At 72.8% G+C, this 18,493-nt stretch carries 17 protein-coding genes; 13 read left to right on the forward strand and 4 right to left on the reverse strand.

Translation table 11 applies throughout. The features are described from left to right. Nucleotides 1–3 precede the first annotated feature (3 nt). Nucleotides 4–681 (forward strand): HAD family phosphatase, encoded by a 678-nt coding sequence (locus EDF34_RS00520; protein ID WP_233575109.1) that lies wholly within the window; start codon nucleotides 4–6, stop codon nucleotides 679–681. Nucleotides 682–709: 28 nt separating this feature from the next. On the opposite strand, the gene EDF34_RS00525 is transcribed toward EDF34_RS00520, so the two are convergent. Continuing rightward, entirely contained in the window at nucleotides 710–1,675 is a 966-nt protein-coding gene (locus EDF34_RS00525; RefSeq protein WP_370450012.1) for a RecB family exonuclease, read from the reverse strand. A gap of 49 nt (nucleotides 1,676–1,724) precedes the next feature. On the opposite strand from EDF34_RS00525, the gene EDF34_RS00530 reads away from it, so the two are divergent. The 8 genes from EDF34_RS00530 (at nucleotide 1,725) to pafA (ending at nucleotide 10,627) form a co-directional block, all read left to right on the forward strand. Next, on the forward strand, nucleotides 1,725–2,858 hold the full coding sequence (locus EDF34_RS00530; RefSeq protein ID WP_123369449.1) for a site-2 protease family protein: 1,134 nt from the start codon (nucleotides 1,725–1,727) through the stop codon (nucleotides 2,856–2,858). A 56-nt stretch (nucleotides 2,859–2,914) separates the two neighbouring features. Next, nucleotides 2,915–3,946, forward strand: coding sequence for a tRNA (adenine-N1)-methyltransferase (locus EDF34_RS00535; protein WP_233575110.1), 1,032 nt, complete (start codon nucleotides 2,915–2,917; stop codon nucleotides 3,944–3,946). Between the two features lie 93 nt (nucleotides 3,947–4,039). Then, nucleotides 4,040–5,671, forward strand: coding sequence for a proteasome ATPase (gene arc / locus EDF34_RS00540; protein WP_123369450.1), 1,632 nt, complete (start codon nucleotides 4,040–4,042; stop codon nucleotides 5,669–5,671). Between the two features lie 77 nt (nucleotides 5,672–5,748). Then, nucleotides 5,749–7,356: a depupylase/deamidase Dop gene (gene dop / locus EDF34_RS00545; RefSeq protein WP_123370584.1), complete on the forward strand. Its 1,608-nt coding sequence runs from the start codon at nucleotides 5,749–5,751 to the stop codon at nucleotides 7,354–7,356. A gap of 99 nt (nucleotides 7,357–7,455) precedes the next feature. Then, entirely contained in the window at nucleotides 7,456–7,647 is a 192-nt protein-coding gene (locus EDF34_RS00550) for a ubiquitin-like protein Pup (protein ID WP_118768366.1), read from the forward strand. Nucleotides 7,648–7,653: 6 nt separating this feature from the next. Then, on the forward strand, nucleotides 7,654–8,493 hold the full coding sequence (gene prcB, locus EDF34_RS00555) for a proteasome subunit beta (RefSeq protein WP_123369451.1): 840 nt from the start codon (nucleotides 7,654–7,656) through the stop codon (nucleotides 8,491–8,493). Beyond that, entirely contained in the window at nucleotides 8,490–9,188 is a 699-nt protein-coding gene (prcA, locus tag EDF34_RS00560; RefSeq protein WP_123369452.1) for a proteasome subunit alpha, read from the forward strand. Before prcB ends, prcA begins: the two co-directional genes overlap by 4 nt. 77 nt (nucleotides 9,189–9,265) lie before the next feature. After that, nucleotides 9,266–10,627, forward strand: a complete 1,362-nt coding sequence (pafA, locus tag EDF34_RS00565) for a Pup--protein ligase (protein ID WP_123369453.1) — start codon at nucleotides 9,266–9,268, stop codon at nucleotides 10,625–10,627. Between the two features lie 103 nt (nucleotides 10,628–10,730). Here the strand turns inward: pafA and EDF34_RS17475 are convergent, their stop codons facing one another. Next, a complete protein-coding gene (locus tag EDF34_RS17475) occupies nucleotides 10,731–10,889 on the reverse strand; it encodes a hypothetical protein (protein ID WP_158615023.1) in 159 nt (52 codons plus the stop codon). Continuing rightward, nucleotides 10,886–12,145 (reverse strand): HNH endonuclease signature motif containing protein, encoded by a 1,260-nt coding sequence (locus EDF34_RS00570; RefSeq protein ID WP_148076543.1) that lies wholly within the window; start codon nucleotides 12,143–12,145, stop codon nucleotides 10,886–10,888. Before EDF34_RS00570 ends, EDF34_RS17475 begins: the two co-directional genes overlap by 4 nt. A 288-nt stretch (nucleotides 12,146–12,433) precedes the next feature. On the opposite strand from EDF34_RS00570, the gene EDF34_RS00575 reads away from it, so the two are divergent. Both EDF34_RS00575 and hisF read left to right on the forward strand, forming a co-directional pair. Continuing rightward, nucleotides 12,434–13,312 carry an FKBP-type peptidyl-prolyl cis-trans isomerase gene (locus EDF34_RS00575; RefSeq protein WP_233575111.1) on the forward strand — a complete coding sequence of 293 codons (879 nt, stop codon included), beginning with the start codon at nucleotides 12,434–12,436 and terminating at the stop codon, nucleotides 13,310–13,312. Continuing rightward, nucleotides 13,309–14,079 (forward strand): imidazole glycerol phosphate synthase subunit HisF, encoded by a 771-nt coding sequence (gene hisF / locus EDF34_RS00580; RefSeq protein ID WP_123369455.1) that lies wholly within the window; start codon nucleotides 13,309–13,311, stop codon nucleotides 14,077–14,079. The genes EDF34_RS00575 and hisF overlap by 4 nt, the downstream gene beginning before the upstream one ends. 3 nt (nucleotides 14,080–14,082) lie before the next feature. Here hisF and EDF34_RS00585 read toward each other — a convergent pair whose 3' ends face one another. Beyond that, on the reverse strand, nucleotides 14,083–14,730 hold the full coding sequence (locus tag EDF34_RS00585; protein WP_123369456.1) for a TIGR03085 family metal-binding protein: 648 nt from the start codon (nucleotides 14,728–14,730) through the stop codon (nucleotides 14,083–14,085). 84 nt (nucleotides 14,731–14,814) lie between these two features. Between EDF34_RS00585 and EDF34_RS00590 the strand changes: the two genes are divergently transcribed. Further along, complete coding sequence (locus tag EDF34_RS00590; RefSeq protein WP_123369457.1) at nucleotides 14,815–16,689, forward strand: ABC transporter ATP-binding protein; 1,875 nt, start codon at nucleotides 14,815–14,817, stop codon at nucleotides 16,687–16,689. Next, entirely contained in the window at nucleotides 16,686–18,479 is a 1,794-nt protein-coding gene (locus EDF34_RS00595; RefSeq protein WP_123369458.1) for an ABC transporter ATP-binding protein, read from the forward strand. The genes EDF34_RS00590 and EDF34_RS00595 overlap by 4 nt, the downstream gene beginning before the upstream one ends. Nucleotides 18,480–18,493: the final 14 nt, after the last annotated feature.

The following is an 18,493-nucleotide window of genomic DNA, read 5'->3' on the forward strand; positions in this document are numbered from 1 at the left end:
TCGGTGCCTCCCACGAACCCTGCGCTCCCCGCCGCCGTCCTCTGGGACATGGACGGCACGCTGATCAACACCGAGCCCCTGTGGATCGCGGGCGAGACCGAGCTGGTCGCCGCGCACGGCGGCGTGTGGACGCACGAGGACGGGCTCGGCCTGGTCGGGAACCCCATGGCGGTCACGGCCCAGACGCTGCACGACCGCGGCGTGGACCTGCCGCTCGACGAGATCGTGGCCTTCCTCAACAGCCGCGTGCGTGCCGGCGTCGCGGCGAGCACACCCTGGCAGCCCGGCGCTCGCGAGCTGCTCGACGCGCTCGTCGCCGCGGGGGTGCCGATGGCGCTCGTGACGTCGTCCTACCGGGAGCTGTCCGAGCCGTTCGCGGCCGTGGCCGGCTGCTTCGACGTGGTCGTCAGCGGGGACACGGTCACGCACGCGAAGCCCGACCCCGAGCCGTACCTCTCGGCGGCCGAGCAGCTCGGTGTGCCGATCGAGCAGTGCGTCGCGGTCGAGGACTCGCGCGCGGGCATCACGTCGGCCCTGGCCTCCGGTGCGCGCACCGTCGGCGTCGAGGTCTTCCAGCCGGTCGCACCCCGGCCGGGCCTGCTGCGCGTCGCGGACCTGACCGAGCTGAGCGTCGAGCGCTTCGCCCTGATCGCCGCCGGCGCCCTGCCGACGTCCGTCTGACGGCCGCCCCTCCGCCTGAGGCCGCCCGTCAGGCGACCTGCGCCACCTGGATGCCTGTGGCGCGTTCGACGGCCCCCTCGGGGATCTCCGGCGGGGTGCCGCCGAACGCGGGGCACAGCGCCTTGAACGAGCACCAGTCGCACAGCTTGGACGTGCGCGGTCGCCACTCGCCGCTGCGGGCAGTGTCCTGGATACCGGCCCAGATCGACCGGATGCGTGCCTCGAACGTCACCATCTCGGCCTCGGTCGGCTCGTGCTGCACCACGACGCCGTCGCCGAGGTACTCGAGCTGCAGCCGGCGAGGCAGGACGCCGCGCGTGCGCCAGATGACGAACGCGTAGAACCGCATCTGGAACAGCGCGGAGCTCTCGAAGCCCGCGCGCGGCGACCGCCCCGTCTTGTAGTCGACCACCCGCACCCAGCCGTTCGGTGCCACGTCGACGCGGTCGACGATCCCGCGCAGCTGGGGGCCGTCCTCGAGCTCGGTCGAGACCGCCAGCTCACGCTCGCGGGGCTCGAGCCGAGTCGGGTCCTCGAGCGTGAAATAGGTGCCCAGCAGGCTCTCGGCGCTCGTGAGCCACTCGGCCAGCGACTCCGCGTCCGGGAACATCTCGGTGACCTGCGGCGAGTGCTCGCGCAGCTCGTCCCACTGGGACGGGACCAGGCCGTGCGCGGCCTCGAGCGTGCGCTCCGGGGCGGGGAGGTCGAACAGCCGCTCCAGCACCGAGTGGACCAGGGTCCCGCGAGCGGCGGCGGGGCTCGGCGGCTCGGGCAGCCGGTCGATGACGCGGAAGCGGAACATCTGCGGGCACTGCAGGAAGTCGTTCGCGCGGGACGGCGAGAGGCCCGGCTTCGACGGCGGACGGACCGGGGTCGCCTCCGCATCCACGGTCGCATCCACGGTCGCGTCCGCGATCGCGTCGTCGACGGCCTCCTCCACGACGTCGTCGACGGCGGTCTCGGCGACGGGGATCTCCTCCTGCTGCTGGCTCACACGACGAACAGTAGGCGGACCCACCCACACGGCCACCTACGCTGGGCCGATGAGCACCCCCCGACCCTCGCCGCCCCGCACGAGGGGCTGGGTGGTCGGCCACGTCGTCGGCGCTCCGATCATCCTGGCGCCGAGCTGGCTGGTCGCGGCCCTCGTCCTGACGCTCGTGTTCGCCCCGAGCGTGCGCGCGCGGTCGGGCGAGTCCGGTCCCGCGGTGTACCTGGTCGCGCTGGCGTTCGTCGTCCTGCTGTTCGGGTCGGTGCTCGTGCACGAGCTCGCCCACGGCCTGGTGGCTCGCGCACGGGGCCAGCAGCCGCACGAGTTCGTCCTGACCCTGTGGGGCGGGCACACCTCGTTCGGCGGTGCGGCGCCGACCCCCGCCACCAGCGCGCTCGTCGCGGCCGTGGGACCGCTGGCCAACCTCGTCCTCGCCGCAGGCTTCCTCGTCGCGGCGCGAGGCGTCGACGAGTGGTCGATCGGCGGCCTGCTGCTCTACTCGGGCGCCATCTCCAACGGCTTCGTCGCGGTGTTCAACCTCATCCCCGGCCTGCCCCTGGACGGCGGCCGCGTGCTCGAGGCGGCGGTGTGGGCCGTCACGAAGAACCGGCACACGGGCACCGTCGCCGCCGGGTGGAGCGGGCGCGTGGTCGCGGTCCTGCTGTTCGCGTGGGCGCTGGTGTGGCCGCTCGTGCAGGGCGTGCAGCCGGACCTGGTCAACGTCGTGTGGACCGTGTTCATCGCCGCGTTCCTCTGGGCCGGCGCGACCGCCTCGGTGCGCAGCGGGCGCACGCAACGCGCCGTGCACGGCCTGACGGTCCAGGCCGTCGCGAGCCCGGCCGTCGGCGTGCCCTACACGGACTCCGTCGCGCACGCGGGCGCGACGGCCGCTGCGGTCGGCGCGCACGAGGTCGTGCTGCTGTCGCCCGACGGGCGTCCCGCGGCGTACGTCGACCGAGCCGCTGCCGCGGCCGTGCCCGCCGAGGTCGCGGGCACGACGCCGGTGACGTCGGTCGCCGTCACGCTGCCGTTCGGAGCGGTCGTCGACGGCTCGCTGGCCGGCGGCCCGCTGATCGCGGCCCTGAGCGAGGCGACCCGCACGTCGCCGGTCGTCGCGGCGATGGTCGACGGACGCGTCGTCGGCCTCATCCGGGCGGCGGACGTCGTCGCCGCCATCCGCGCCTGACCTCACCGCGGTCCGAGGGCACCGGCCCACCTGGCCGGCGCCTAGACTCGTCGCCCGTGACCCACGACGAGACGCCCACGCCCGCCGGACCCACGGGACCGACGGGGGCCACCCGACGCCGCGGGCTCCTCCGCGTGGGTGACCGCGTGCAGCTGACTGACCCCCGCGGCCGGCTGAACACCATCACGCTGGCCGAGGGCGAGTCCTTCCACACCCACCGCGGCTACTTCCGCCACGACTACCTCATCGGGCAGCCCGAGGGCACGGTGGTGCGCAACTCCGGCGGCATCGAGTACCTGGCGCTGCGCCCGCTGCTCGCTGACTACGTGCTGTCCATGCCGCGCGGCGCCGCGGTGGTCTACCCCAAGGACGCCGGCCAGATCGTCACGATGGCCGACATCTACCCCGGCGCGCGCGTCATCGAGGCAGGCGTCGGGTCCGGCGCGCTGACGATGTCGCTCCTGCGGGCCGTCGGCGACGGTGGGTCGGTGCACTCCATCGAGCGGCGCGAGGACTTCGCGGCGATCGCGCGCGGCAACGTCGAGGACTTCTTCGGCGGCCCGCACCCGGCGTGGGAGCTGTCGATCGGCGACCTGGCCGACGTGCTGCCGACCGTGGCCGAGCCCGGCACGGTGGACCGCGTGGTGCTGGACATGCTCGCGCCGTGGGAGAACGTCGACGTCGTGGCCGGTGCGCTCGCGCCCGGCGGCGTGCTGGTCTGCTACGTCGCGACCACCACCCAGCTGTCCCGGCTGGCGGAGGACGTGCGCGCAGACGGCCGCTACACCGAGCCGCAGGCGTGGGAGTCGATGGTGCGCGGCTGGCACCTCGAGGGCCTTGCCGTGCGGCCCGAGCACCGGATGATCGGCCACACGGGCTTCCTGCTGACCACGCGCCGACTGGCCGACGGGGTCGACGCCCCGCTGCGTCGTCGTCGGCCCGCCAAGGGCGCGTACCCCGTGGCTCCCGACGGAGCGCCCGTGGACGACGCCGAGCTGTGGACGCCCGAGGCCCTCGGCGAGCGCGAGGTCTCCGACAAGAAGATCCGCAAGGTCCGGCGCGACATCGAGGCGCGCCCCGAGCTCTGACGTCACGGTCCGGACACAAACGCGTGCGGCACAGGTCCCATGTTTGACTTGCATGGTTAGGGTGCAAGACCTGCAACGGGACGGAGGCCTTCCATGACCGAATCCACGCCCGGCCGAGAGCTGCACCGCGAGCTCGCGGTGCTTGCTGCCAAGAACGAACGGCTCAGCGACGCGCTGCTGGCTGCGCGCGAGCAGATCGTCGAGCTCAAGCGGCAGGTCGACGACCTGGCCAAGCCCCCGGGGACCTACGCCACGTTCCTCACGTCGCGCGAGGACGGCTCGGTCGACATCGTCTCCGCGGGTCGCAAGATGCACGTCGGCGCGAGCCCGACGCTCGACGTCGCGCGGCTCCGCCCGGGCCAGGAGGTCATGCTCAACGAGGCCCTCACGGTCGTCGAGGCCGGCGGGTACGAGAAGGTCGGCGAGATCGTCACGGTCAAGGAGATGCTCGACGAGGACCGCGCGCTCGTCGTCGGGCGCGGGGACGAGGAGCGCGTCGTGCGCTTCGCCGGTCAGGTCCACGACCGTGGCGTGCGCGTCGGCGACGCGCTGACCATCGACTCGCGCAGCGGCTTCGTGTTCGAGGTCATCCCGCGCGCCGAGGTCGAGGACCTCGTGCTCGAAGAGGTGCCGGACATCCAGTACGAGGACATCGGTGGGCTCGGCCCGCAGATCGAGGCGATCCGCGACGCCGTCGAGCTGCCGTTCCTGCACCCGGAGCTGTTCCGCGAGCACGGGCTCAAGCCGCCGAAGGGCGTGCTGCTGTACGGCCCGCCGGGGTGCGGCAAGACGCTCATCGCCAAGGCCGTCGCGCACTCGCTCGCGGCCACCGCGGCCGCGGCCCGTGGCGACGACGCGGCCGACGTGCGCAGCTTCTTCCTCAACGTCAAGGGTCCCGAGCTGCTCAACAAGTACGTCGGCGAGACCGAGCGGCACATCCGCCTGATCTTCGCCCGTGCCCGCGAGAAGGCGTCGCAGGGGCACCCGGTCGTCGTGTTCTTCGACGAGATGGAGTCGCTGTTCCGCACGCGCGGGACCGGTGTCTCCAGCGACGTCGAGACGACCATCGTGCCGCAGCTGCTCGCCGAGATCGACGGCGTCGAGCGGCTCGAGAACGTCATCGTGATCGGCGCCTCGAACCGCGAGGACATGATCGACCCGGCCATCCTGCGGCCCGGCCGCCTGGACGTGAAGATCAAGATCGAGCGGCCGGACGCCGAGGGCGCGCGCGAGATCTTCGGCAAGTACCTCACGCCCGACCTGCCGATCCACGGCGACGACATCGCGGAGAACGGCGGCTCGGCGGTCGCGGCCGTCGAGGCGATGGTCACGCGGGTGGTCGAGCGGATGTACACCGAGAGCGAGGAGAACCGCTTCCTCGAGGTGACCTACGCGAGCGGCGACAAGGAGGTCCTGTACTTCAAGGACTTCAACTCGGGCGCGATGATCCAGAACGTCGTCGACCGGGCCAAGAAGTCCGCGATCAAGGACCTGCTCGCCACCGGCCAGCGCGGCATCCGCGTCGACCACCTGCTGACGGCGTGCGTGGACGAGTTCAAGGAGAACGAGGACCTGCCCAACACCACCAACCCCGACGACTGGGCGCGCATCTCCGGCAAGAAGGGGGAGCGCATCGTGTTCATCCGCACGATCGTCCAGGGCAAGAAGGGCACGGAGGGCTCGCGCACGATCGAGAACGTGACGAGCACGGGCCAGTACCTCTAGGTCTGTTTGCGACGAGCGGGCGTCCCGAGCACGGGACGCCCGCTCATCGCTTCCACGGCGCGGCCTAGGGTGTGGGCGTGACCGTGCGCCGCGTGATGGGGATCGAGACCGAGTACGGCATCCTCCAGCCCGGGCGGCCCATGGCGAACCCGATGCTGCTGTCGAGCCACGTGGTCGCCGTGCACGCCGCTGCGCGCGAGGGTGCGCGCGCGAAGGCGCGCTGGGACTACGACGACGAGGACCCGCTGCACGACGCGCGCGGATTCCACCTGCAGCGCGCGTCGGCCCACCCGTCCCTGCTGACCGACGACCCGGCGCGCCCGGCGCCGTCCGGCGACGGCCCGCAGGAGCTCGAGCGCCCCGCCGTCGAGGAGTACGAGGACCCGGGCGCCGCGAACGTCATCCTCACGAACGGCGCGCGGCTGTACGTCGACCACGCGCACCCCGAGTACTCCTCGCCGGAGGTCACCAACCCGCTCGACGCGGTGCGCTGGGACCGGGCGGGGGAGCAGGTCATGCTCGCGTCCGTGCGGACGCTGATGTCGAACCCCGCCCTGCCGGACGTGACGCTCTACAAGAACAACGTCGACGGCAAGGGCGCGACCTACGGGACGCACGAGAACTACCTCGTCGACCGTGCCGTGCCGTTCGGCGACCTCGCGGCGCGGATCATCCCGTTCTTCGTCACCCGCCAGGTGTTCACGGGTGCGGGCAGGGTCGGGATCGGGCAGCGGGGCGAGCACGCCGGCTTCCAGCTCTCGCAGCGGGCCGACTACGTCGAGGCGGAGATCGGCCTCGAGACGACCCTGCGCCGGCCGCTGGTCAACACGCGCGACGAGCCGCATGCCGACCCCACACGCTGGCGCCGGCTGCACGTGATCGTCGGCGACGCCACGATGCTCGAGGTCGCCACGTACCTGCGGCTCGGGACCGCGTCCCTCGTGCTCTGGCTCATCGAGCGCGCGGTCGCCGAGGGGGGAGCGGGCGGCGCGCTCGGCGCGATCGACCGGCTCACGCTGCGTGACCCGGTGCAGGCCACGCGGCAGGTCAGCCACGACCTCACGCTCACGACCCGGCTCGAGCTGGCCGACGGCCGGTTCATGACCGCGCTCGAGATCCAGCACGCGTACCTGGACGCGGTGCGGTCCGCGCTCACGCACGTCGGCGGCGCGCTCGACGAGCAGACGTCCGACGTGCTCGACCGCTGGGAGTCGCTGCTGGACCGGCTCGCGGTCGACCCCGCGTCGTGTGCGCGCGAGGTCGAGTGGCTGGCGAAGCTGCGCCTCCTGGAGGGCATGCGGCGGCGCGACCACCTCGCGTGGGACCACCCGCGCCTCGCGGCCGTCGACCTGCAGTGGTCGGACCTGCGTCCCGAGCGCGGCCTCTACCACCGGCTGGTCGCCGCCGGCGCGGTCGAGCTGCTCGTCACGCCCGAGGAGGTCGCCGAGGCCGTCGTGCACCCGCCGCGCGACACGCGTGCCTACTTCCGCGGCGAGGCGGTCGCGCGGTACGGGTCCGAGATCTCGGCGGCGTCGTGGGACTCGGTGGTCTTCGACGTCCCGGGTGCCGCGACGTTGCAGCGCGTCCCCATGCGCGACCCCCTGCGCGGGACGCACGCGCACGTCGGGGCGCTGCTGGAGGCGAGCCCGGACGCGGCGACGCTGCTCGAGGCGCTCGGCGCCTGAGGACCGGCTGTCCGCCTCGCGGGCACCTGACGTGGGACTGCCACCAGATGGGCCTAGGGTGGTGACCTGCAGGTCCGTGGGCGACATCAGGAGGTCGTGATGGCTGGTCAGGAACGTGTGCACTCGCGTCGGGACGACGAGGAGCCCGGGGACGACGCCGCTGCTCCGGTCGCGCCGGCGGCACAGGCTCGCGACGCCGAGGTCGACGCGCTCCTCGACGAGATCGACGACGTGCTGGAGTCCAACGCCGAGCAGTTCGTGCGCGGCTTCGTCCAGAAGGGCGGTCAGTGAGCGCCGATGACGCACGCTGATCCGACCGCTTCCGGGCGGCTCCCGCTGGCGTTCACCACGCCCGGCTCGTCGTCCTTCGTCGACTTCCTCGCCTCCCACGCGCCGTCGCTCCTGCCGGGCAACCGCCCGCTGCCGATCGGCGACGTCGTGGCGCCCCACGGCACCACGATCGTCTCGCTCGCGTTCGACGGCGGGATCGTCATGGCGGGGGACCGCCGCGCGACCATGGGCTCGATGATCGCGAGCCGCGAGATCGAGAAGGTCTTCCCGGCCGACGAGTACTCCGCGGTCGGGATCGCCGGCACGGCCGGGCTCGCCGTCGAGCTGGTGCGGCTGTTCCAGCTCGAGCTCGAGCACTACGAGAAGATCGAGGGCAGCCTGCTGTCGCTCGACGGCAAGGCCAACCGGCTCGCGACGATGATCCGCGGCAACCTCGGGCTCGCGATGCAGGGCCTCGCGGTCGTGCCGCTGTTCGGCGGCTTCGACCTCGACCGGCGCATCGGGCGGATCTTCTCCTACGACATCACCGGCGGACGCTACGAGGAGCACGACCACCACGCGGTCGGCTCGGGCTCGGTGTTCGCCCGGGGCTCGCTGAAGAAGCTGTGGCGCCCCGGGCTGGGCGCGGCCGACGCGGTGCGGGTGGCCGTCGAGGCACTCGTCGACGCCGCCGACGACGACTCGGCGACCGGTGGTCCCGACAGCACCCGGCGCATCTGGCCCGTCGTCGCGACGGTGACCGAGGCCGGCTACCTCCGGGTGCCCGACGACGAGCTCGCCGCAGTGGCCGCGGCCTCCGACGAGGTGCGTCGCGCGACGCACGCCGACCGCGGAGGTGCCCGATGAGCATGCCGTTCTACGTCTCGCCCGAGCAGCTGATGAAGGACCGGGCGGACTACGCCCGCAAGGGGATCGCCCGGGGCCGGTCGGTCGTGGTGCTGCAGTACGACGACGGCATCGCTTTCGCCACCGAGAACGCCTCCCGCGCGCTGCACAAGGTCTCGGAGATCTACGACCGGATCGCGTTCGCGGCCGTCGGCAAGTACAACGAGTTCGAGAACCTGCGGGTCGCCGGTGTCCGCTACGCCGACCTGCGGGGCTACTCCTACGACCGCGTCGACGTCACCGCCCGCGGCCTGGCCAACGCCTACGCCCAGACGCTCGGCACGGTGTTCACCACGGAGTCCAAGCCGCTCGAGGTCGAGATCGTCGTCGCCGAGGTCGGGCACGCACCCGAGGGCGACCAGATCTACCGGCTCGCGTACGACGGCTCGGTGACCGACGAGCACGGCTGGGTCGTCATGGGTGGCCAGGCGGAGCGGCTCGACGGCGTGGTGAGCGCGGGCTGGACTGCGGGGATGACCCTGCCGGCCGTGCTCGGGCTCGCGGTGCGCGCGCTTGGCAGCCCGGCCGACGACGGCGGCACGCAGCGCGAGATCCCCGCATCCCAGCTCGAGGTCGCGGTGCTGGACCGGACCCGCCCGAGGCGCACGTTCCGCCGGCTGTCGGGCCCGCTGCTGGAGGACCTGCTGGGGGCGTGACCCCGACGTCCCGGGAGGACGTCGCGACGGACGGCCGGGGGACCGGTGGGTCGACGAGGGAGAACGAGGCGAGAGACATGGACAAGCGGATCTTCGGGCTCGAGACCGAGTACGGCGTGACGTGCGCGGCCCAGGACGGCCGCGGGCTGTCGGCCGACGAGGTGGCGCGCTACCTGTTCCGCAAGGTCGTGGCCTGGGGCCGCTCGTCGAACGTGTTCCTGCGCAACGGCTCGCGGCTGTACCTCGACGTCGGCTCGCACCCCGAGTACGCGACCGCCGAGTGCGACGACGTGCGCCAGCTCATCACGCACGACCGGGCCGGCGAGCGGATCCTCGAGGGCCTCGTCGCCGACGCGCAGCAGCGCCTCGAGCACGAGGGTCTGCCCGGCAAGATCCACCTGTTCAAGAACAACACGGACTCCGCGGGCAACTCCTACGGCTGCCACGAGAACTACCTCGTGCGGCGCCAGGGCGACTTCACGCGCCTCTCGGACGTGCTCGTCCCCTTCCTCATCACGCGGCAGATCCTCACCGGCGCCGGCAAGGTCCTGACCACCCCGCGTGGCGCGGTCTACTGCCTCTCGCAGCGCGCGGACCACATCTGGGAGGCGGTCTCGAGCGCGACGACCCGCTCGCGCCCCATCATCAACACGCGCGACGAGCCGCACGCCGACGCCGAGCACTACCGGCGCCTGCACGTCATCGTCGGCGACTCCTCGATGGCGGAGCCGACGACCATGCTCAAGGTCGGCGCGACCGACCTGCTCCTGCGCATGATCGAGGCCGGTGTCCCGATGCGGGACATGACGCTCGAGAACCCGATCCGGGCGATCCGCGAGATCAGCCACGACATGACCGGCAAGCACCCGGTCACGATGGCCAACGGCCGCACGGCCACCGCGATCGAGCTGCAGGAGGAGTACCTCGGGCGGGTCGTCGACTTCGTCGACGCGCACGGCGGGCCGACGCCCGAGACCAAGCAGGTCCTCGACCTGTGGGAGCGCGGGCTGCTGGCCCTCTCGACCGACAACCTCTCGCTCGTCGACCGCGAGCTCGACTGGGTGATCAAGTACCGGCTCATCGAGCGGTACCGGGCCAAGCACGGCCTCGAGCTCGGGGACGTCCGGGTCCAGCGCCTCGACCTGGCCTACCACGACATCTCGCGGACCGAGGGCCTCTACAACCTGCTCGCCGCCAAGGGCCTCGTCGAGCGGCTGACCACCGACCTCGAGATCTTCGAGGCGACGGCGGTCCCGCCGCAGACGACCCGTGCCAAGCTGCGCGGCGACTTCGTGCGTGCCGCCCAGGACGCCCGGCGCGACTACACCGTCGACTGGGTGCACCTCAAGCTCAACGACCAAGCCCAGCGGACCGTGCTGTGCAAGGACCCGTTCCGCAGCGTCGACGACCGCGTGGATCGGCTCATCGAGTCGATGTGACGGCGCGTGCGCGCCAACGGCCCGACGGTCCGAGGCGCGCTGACAGCGGACCAGAAGGGTGGGTTCGGGGCGCAGGGTGGGTTCGAGGCGCGCTGACGGCGGCCTAGAAGGGTGGGTCGCCGTCGTAGTCGGGTGGTGGTTTGCGGTGCTTGGTGGGGTCGAACATCTTGGGGCTGATGTGGACCGGGATGGGTGAGCGGTAGTACGTGATCCCGAGCGGGCTGGTCCAGACGGTGTTCCCGGTGGCCCTGTCCCGTTTCACGTTCCAGATCTTCTTCGTCTTGGCCTGATGGTGTCTCTTGCACAACGCGTGCAGGTCGCCTCGGTGGTCTGCTGCTCGCCGGCCCGGGCAGTGTCGAACGGGATGATGTGGTCGATCTCGGTGCGCATGGCGGGTTGCCGGCAGCCGGGGTAGGTGCAGGTCACGTCTCTGGTCTGGATGGTGCGGGTGAGGTCGGCTCCGGGGCGGTAGGTGCGTGTCCCGCAGCCGAGGAATGCGTCGGTGGCGGGGTCGGTGAAGATCCGCCGCCAGGTCGCGTCCTGCGCCAGGACCCGCACGACCGATGCGGGGATGGGTCCGTATCCGGCGAGCTCACCGGGGAGTTCGTCCAACCCGAGCAGGGTGGTGGCGGCTGCGGTGACGTGCAACGCTGCCCGCTGCCCGTGGCGTTGCGGGACCAGGTCGCCGCCGGGGGTGTGCTGGGTGTCGATGATCGACCCGAAGACGTCAGCGAACGCGTCCGCGCGGCGCTGGTGGATGGTCCGTCCGGCGCAGGTGTCGTCGGTGGTGCCGGCGAGGGCGTCGATGACGGTGAACGCGGCGACGGCGTCCTCGGCGGGCAGGAACGCGATCAACCTCGCCATCGAGTCGTTCGCCCACGCCAGCTCGACACCGCGGTCCTCGCGGGCGGCCTTGCGTCGTTTCTCGGCGACCTGCGGGTCGATCATCAGCACGTGGCGCCGCAACCACCTCACCAGCTGGGTCGGGGTCAGCCCGCGCGCGACCTCGGTGGCCTCGGCGACGAGCCGGTCCCGGGCGTCGCCGAGGCCCAACGCGAGGGTGCCGTCGAGGATGACGTCGACCTTGCGGACATCGATGAACCCCGCGAGCAGGGCGTCGGCCAGGCAGGGGTGGGCGTGGATCCCCGCGGCGCGGCCGATCAGGACCTCGACCGACGCGGTCGTGGTGACCATCGCGCACGCCAGCTCGTCGGTGACGAAGTCACCCATCGGGGTCCGCCGGGCCATCACCTCCGAGATCGCGGCGGCCTGGTGCGCGGCGACCATCGACGCCGCCTGCTGCCAGCCAGTGACGACCTCGACGAGCTCGGCGGGTGTCAGCGCCGAGAGGTCGAGCGATTCCAAGAGGTCCGCGACCTGGGTCAAGGTGGCTGCCACGGGGAACGTCGGCACGACGTGGCCGTCGGTGACGGCGAGAGGCTCGGGCGTCACTGCGGGCAGCGACGAGCCCGCCGCCGCACTGCGGCTGGACTGCACGAACCCCCCGGGCAGTGCCACCGCGCCTCCCTCGTCGCCCGAACCTGACTCGAACAACTGTACGAGAGACCACCGACACGACCCGAACACCCTGTGGACGACGGCCGCCGGAGGGGACCCACGTGCGCCGACGAACGACTCGACGACCCGCCGCACGCCCACCGCGACGGACCCGCGCTGCACGGACTCGACCGACACCGGACCGGATGGACCCTGGGCCACGGCCTCAGCGCGGGGTCGTACAGTGTCCGGCGGACCGGCGCCGCCACCATGGCGCGGACGGCCGCAGGACGACGAGGAAGGGACGACGTGCGACGACTGCAGGGCGCCATCGCGCTCGCGCTGGCCGGCATCCTCGTCCTCGCGGGCTGCTCCGACGAGCCCGACCTGCCGCCGGACGTCACCGTCTCGGGCGAGCCCGGTGAGGCCCCGACGATCACCTACCTCACGCCGCTGTCGGTCAGCTCGACGTACCGCACGCAGATCTGGCCCGGCACGGGCGCGCGGGTGGTCGACGAGAAGCCGATCCTGGTCAACTTCTGGATCGAGGACGCCACCGACGCCTCCCTGGTCAAGGAGAGCTACTCGACGAGCCCGGTCGCCCGCTTCCTCACCGAGGCCGACCTGGGTCGGGACCTCTACCGGACCATCGCGGGCCAGAAGGCCGGCGCGCGGATGCTGCAGGTCAGCCCGGGAACCGATCAAGGTGCCTCCTCGGACCCCACCGTCACGGTCGTCGACGTCCTGCCGGTCCGTGCCTCGGGCGTGCCTGTCCCGGCCCGCAGCGACGTGCCCAAGGTGACCCTGAAGGCGAACGGCGCTCCCAAGATCAAGGCGACCGGCGAGGACCCGCCGACGGACCTCGTGACGAGGCCGCTGATCCGGGGGACCGGCAAGCAGGTCACCGCGACGGACACGATCACGGTGCAGTACACCGGCTTCTCGTGGAAGACCGGCGAGGCGTTCGACTCCACGTGGTCGCAGGGCGTGCCCGTCTCGTTCTCGCTGCAGGACGTGCCGACGTGGGCCGAAGGGCTCGTCGACCAGCCGGCCGGCAGCCAGGTGATGCTCGTCGTGCCTCCGACCTATGCGCTCGGTGCGACCGAGAGCAAGGCCCTCGAGGGCCAGACGGTCGTCTTCGTCATCGACATCCTCGCCACCGGAACCCCTCAGGGAGCGGACTCGTGACCCTCGCACTGCGCGTCATCCCGTGCCTCGACGTCGACGCCGGTCGTGTCGTCAAGGGCGTGAACTTCGAGAACCTGCGCGACGCGGGCGACCCGGTCGAGCTCGCCCACCGCTACGACGCGGAGGGCGCCGACGAGCTGACGTTCCTGGACGTGTCGGCGTCGTCGGGCAACCGGGCGACCACGTACGAGGTCGTCCGCCGCACCGCCGAGGAGGTCTTCGTCCCGCTCACGGTCGGCGGGGGCGTCCGCACGGCCGACGACGTGGACCTGCTGCTGCGCGCCGGCGCCGACAAGGTCGGAGTGAACACCGCGGCGATCGCCCGGCCCGAGCTGATCGAGGAGATCGCGCAGCGGTTCGGCAGCCAGGTGCTGGTGCTGTCGGTCGACGCGCGGCGCGTGACTGGCGAGACCCGCACGGACTCGGGCTACGAGGTCACCACGCACGGGGGTCGTCAGGGCACGGGGATCGACGCGGTCGAGTGGGCCGCGCGTGCCGCGCGGCTCGGCGCCGGCGAGATCCTGCTCAACTCCATGGACGCCGACGGCACCAAGGACGGCTTCGACCTCCAGATGCTGCGCGACGTGCGCGCCGAGGTCGCCGTCCCGCTCATCGCTAGCGGCGGAGCGGGCACGCCGGAGCACTTCGTCGAGGCAGCACGGGCCGGGGCGGACGCGGTCCTCGCGGCCAGCGTCTTCCACTTCGGCACGCTCACCGTCGGCGACGTGAAGGCCGCGCTGAGGGACGCCGGCATCACCGTCCGCTGACGCTCAGGCCACGGGCAGCCGTGCGCTGAGCAGGGCGACGTCCGCGGGGTCTCCCTCGAGCCGGACGTCCGCGGCAGGCCCGCGTCCGAGCGCCCACAGCACGATCTCGGGCACCGCGCCGCGGACCACGACGGTGCCGTGCGCACCGCGCGGCTTGCGGGCCTGGTGGCGGATCCCGTCGTCACGGACGAGGACGACGCCCACGGGCGCCCGGCGCAGCGAGAGCCCGCTGGCGCGCACCGTCTGGCGCCACAGCGCCTCGACCAGCTCCGGCTCCACCTCGGGCGGCGGGACCGGTCCGGACCCGCGTCGGACGTCCTCCGCGTGGACGAAGAACTCGACCACGTTGGCCGCCTCGCCCGCCCACGACATCGGGTGCCAGCGCGCCGGGTCCTCGCCGACGCGTGCGACGAGGTCGCGGTAGGCGCCCTCCGTGCGGGCGGTGTCCGCGAGCGTGTCGATCGCACTGTCCGCGCGCGACGACATGCCCGGCACGACGAGCCCCGCGCCGACGACGAGCGACGACTCCCGCAGCACGACGTGCGCCGCGAGGTGCCGCGCCTCCCAGCCCTCGCACAGCGTCGGGGCGTCGGGCGGCACCTCGAGCAGGACGTCGGTGAGCCGTGCGCGCAGGATCTGGTGCCAGGTCATCCCCGCATGCTCGCACGGCCGGGTGTCAGTGGCGCGTGAGACGATGTGGACTTCCCAGGAACCCGCTGTGCAGAAGGATTCGTCGTGCCCGCCACCGCCACGCAGTCCCGTCGACCCGCCGCGTTGCAGGGGTCTCCGGCGACCCGTGGCGTGCGGCTCGTCGGCCGCGCGCTGCGCGCGCACCCGTGGGTCTACACGGCTGCCATCAGCATCTCCGCGGTGTTCGGCATCGCGACCGTGGCGGTCAGCCGCGTGCTGGGCTGGGCGACCGACGAGGTCGTCGTCCCCGCGCTCGACGGCGACGAAGCCGCCCGGGACCGGATCTGGCTCGCAGGCCTGATCGTCGTCGCGGTCGCCGTCACGCTGGCCGTGGCCGTCGCGCTGCGCCGGGTCTTCGCGGGGCTCGGGTTCGCGCTCCTGCAGGAGGACCACCGCCTCGCGGTGACCCGCCAGTACCTGCGCCTGCCGCTGGCGTGGCACCGCCGCCACCCCGCGGGCCAGCTGCTGTCCAACGCGGGCGCGGACGTCGAGGCGTCGACCTCGGTGTTCAACCCGCTGCCCTTCGCGCTCGGCGTGCTCGCGATGATCCTCGTCGCGGCCGTGCAGCTGTTCCGCACGGACGTGTACCTCGCGATCGCCGCACTGGCCGCGCTCCCGCTGACCCTCGTCGCGAACGTGGTGTTCCAGCGCCACATGTCCCCGGCGATCACGCGCGCCCAGCAGCTGCGCGCCGAGGTGGCCGACGTCGCGCACGAGAGCTTCGAGGCCGCGGTGCTGGTCAAGTCGCTCGGCACCGAGGCGCGCGAGGAGGAGCGGTTCACCGCGAAGGCGGCCGAGCTCGCCGCCGCCAACGTCCGCGTGGGCACCGTCCGGGCGTTCTTCGACCCGGTCATCGACCTGCTGCCGAGCATCGGGACGCTCGCGGTCCTCGTCGTGGGGACGTCCCGCGTGCTGCACGGCGACATCGACACCGGCGACGTCGTCGCGGCCGCCTACCTGCTCACCCTGCTCGCATTCCCGGTCCGGGCCTTCGGCTGGGTGCTGGGCGAGATGCCCCGCGCGCTGGTCGGCTACGGCCGCGTGGCCCGGGTGCTCGACGCCCGCGCGGACCTCCCCCCGGGGGACCGGCCCTGGCGGCCGACGGCGTCCGGCGCGCGCGTGGAGCTCGACGGCGTGACGCGCACGGTCGCGACCCCGCAGGGCGACCTCGACCTCGTGCGCGACGTCCACCTCGACATCGCGGCGGGACGGACGGTCGCGATCGTGGGCTCGACCGGCGCCGGCAAGACGAGCCTCGTCGGTCTCGTCGCGCGGCTCGCCGACCCCAGCGCGGGCGCCGTGCGCGTCGACGGCCTCGACCTGCGCGACGTCGTCCCCGCCGACCTCAGCGCCCACATCGCGTTCGTCGCGCAGCAGGCCTTCGTGTTCGAGGACACCGTCCGCGGCAACGTCGCCCTCGCCGACCCCGGCGACCCGGGCGCCGCGAGCGACGACGAGGTCTGGGACGCCCTGCGCCTGGCGCGCGTCGACGACGTCGTCAGCGCCCTGCCCGACGGCCTCGACGCGCCCCTCGGCGAGCGGGGTGCCAACCTCTCCGGCGGCCAGCGCCAGCGCCTCGCCCTGGCTCGCGCGCTCGTGCGACGCCCCAAGGTGCTCGTGCTCGACGACGCGACCTCCGCGGTCGACCCGCGCATCGAGCAGGCGATCCTCACGGGCCTGCGCAGCGCGGGAGGATCGCCGACCGTCCTGCTCGTCGCCTACCGCATGTCCTCGGTCCTGCTGGCCGACGAGGTCGTGCACGTCGAGGGCGGCCGGGTCGTCGACCGTGGCACGCACGACGAGCTCCTCGCGCGCGACCCCGGGTACCGCGAGCTGGCCACGGCCTACGAGCAGGAGACCGAGCGGCGGCGCAGCGAGGCGGCCGACGAGGACGCCCTCGAGATCGAGGTGGCCCGATGAGCGACACCGACCACCGCATGGCCCCGGCGAGCACGCTCGGCGTGTTCGCCACCCTGCGCCGCGGCACGCAGGTCTCGCCGCAGCTCCTCGACGGGCTCGTCATCACGGTGCTGCTCGCCGTCGTCGCGGCCGTCGGGCGCGTGGTCGTCCCGATCGCCGTGCAGCAGACGGTCGACACCGGGATCCTCGCCCCCGGCGGCCCGCAGGTCGAGCGCGTCGTCTGGCTCGCCGCCGTGGCGACGCTCGTCCTGCTCGTCGGCGCGGTCTGCTCCGCCTACGTCAACGTGCGGCTGTTCCGCTCGAGCGAGGCGGGCCTGCTCGCGCTGCGCACGCGCGCGTTCCGGCACGTCCACGACCTGTCGGTCCTTACGCAGAACACCGAGCGGCGCGGCTCTCTCGTCTCCCGGGTCACCTCGGACGTCGACACGATCTCCCTGTTCGTCCAGTGGGGCGGCATCATGCTGCTCGTCTCCGGCCTGCAGATCGTGGTCGCGACCGTTCTGATGGCGTTCTACTCCTGGCAGCTCACGCTGCTCGTGTGGCTGTGCTTCGTCCCGCTGGTGGTCGTGCTCCAGCCGCTGCAGAAGCGGGTCAACGCTCGGTACACGGCGGTGCGTGAGCGGTACGGCGCGATGCTCGGCGCTGTCTCCGAGGCCGTCGTCGGCGCCGAGACGATCCGTGCGTACGGTGTCGCCGACCGGACGCAGCGCAAGATCGACGCCTCGATCGGCGGCACCCGACGCGCGATGGTGCGTGCGCAGAACCTCGTGGCGACGGTCTTCGCGTCGGGCGTGCTGGTCGCCAACCTCGTGCTCGCGGTCGTCGTGGTCGTCGGCACCCACCTCGGCGTCACGGGCGAGGTGACCGCCGGCCAGCTGCTCGCCTTCCTGTTCCTCGTCCAGCTGTTCACCGGCCCCGTGCAGATGGCCACCGAGGTGCTCAACGAGCTGCAGAACGCGATCGCCGGCTGGCGGCGCGTGCTCGGCGTCATCGAGACGCCCGTGACGGTCGTCGACCCGGGCGCGGACGGCGTCCCGTCGCCGCGCGGTCCGGCGCGCGTCGAGCTCGTCGGCGTCGACTTCTCCTACCCGGACGGGCCGCCCGTGCTGCAGGACGTGCACCTCGCCGTCCCCGCCGGGTCGTCGGTCGCGGTCGTCGGCGCGACCGGGTCCGGCAAGACGACGATCGCTCGGCTCGTCGCCCGCTTCATGGACCCCTCCGCGGGAACGGTTCTGCTCGACGGCGCCGACCTGCGCGACGTCGAGCTCGCGACCCTGCGCGAGCGCGTCGTGCTCGTCCCGCAGGAGGGCTTCCTGTTCGACGGCACCCTCGCGCAGAACATGGCGTACGGCCTGCGCGACGAGGGCGACGACGAGGCCCGCGTGCGCGAGGCAGTTGACGCGCTCGGGCTCGACACCTGGGTCGACGAGCTCGCGGCCGGCCTCGACACCCCGGTCGGCCAGCGCGGCGAGTCGTTGTCGGCGGGGGAGCGCCAGCTCGTCGCGCTCGTGCGCGCGCACCTCGCGTCGCCCGACCTGTTGCTGCTCGACGAGGCCACCTCGGCCGTCGACCCTGCGACCGAGGTGCGGATCGCCCGCGCGCTCGCCTCGCTCACCCAGGGCCGCAGCACGCTGACCATCGCGCACCGCCTGTCGACCGCCGAGGCCGCCGACGCGGTCGTCGTGGTCGAGGACGGGGTCGTCGTCGAGCACGGGCACCACCACGACCTCGTCGCGCTCGACGGCATCTACGCGGCGATGCACCGCGCGTGGGTGTCGCAGACCCGCTGACGTCGGACGTGCGC

The sequence above is a fragment of the Cellulomonas sp. PhB150 genome, assembly GCF_003755175.1.
Taxonomy (GTDB): domain Bacteria; phylum Actinomycetota; class Actinomycetes; order Actinomycetales; family Cellulomonadaceae; genus Cellulomonas.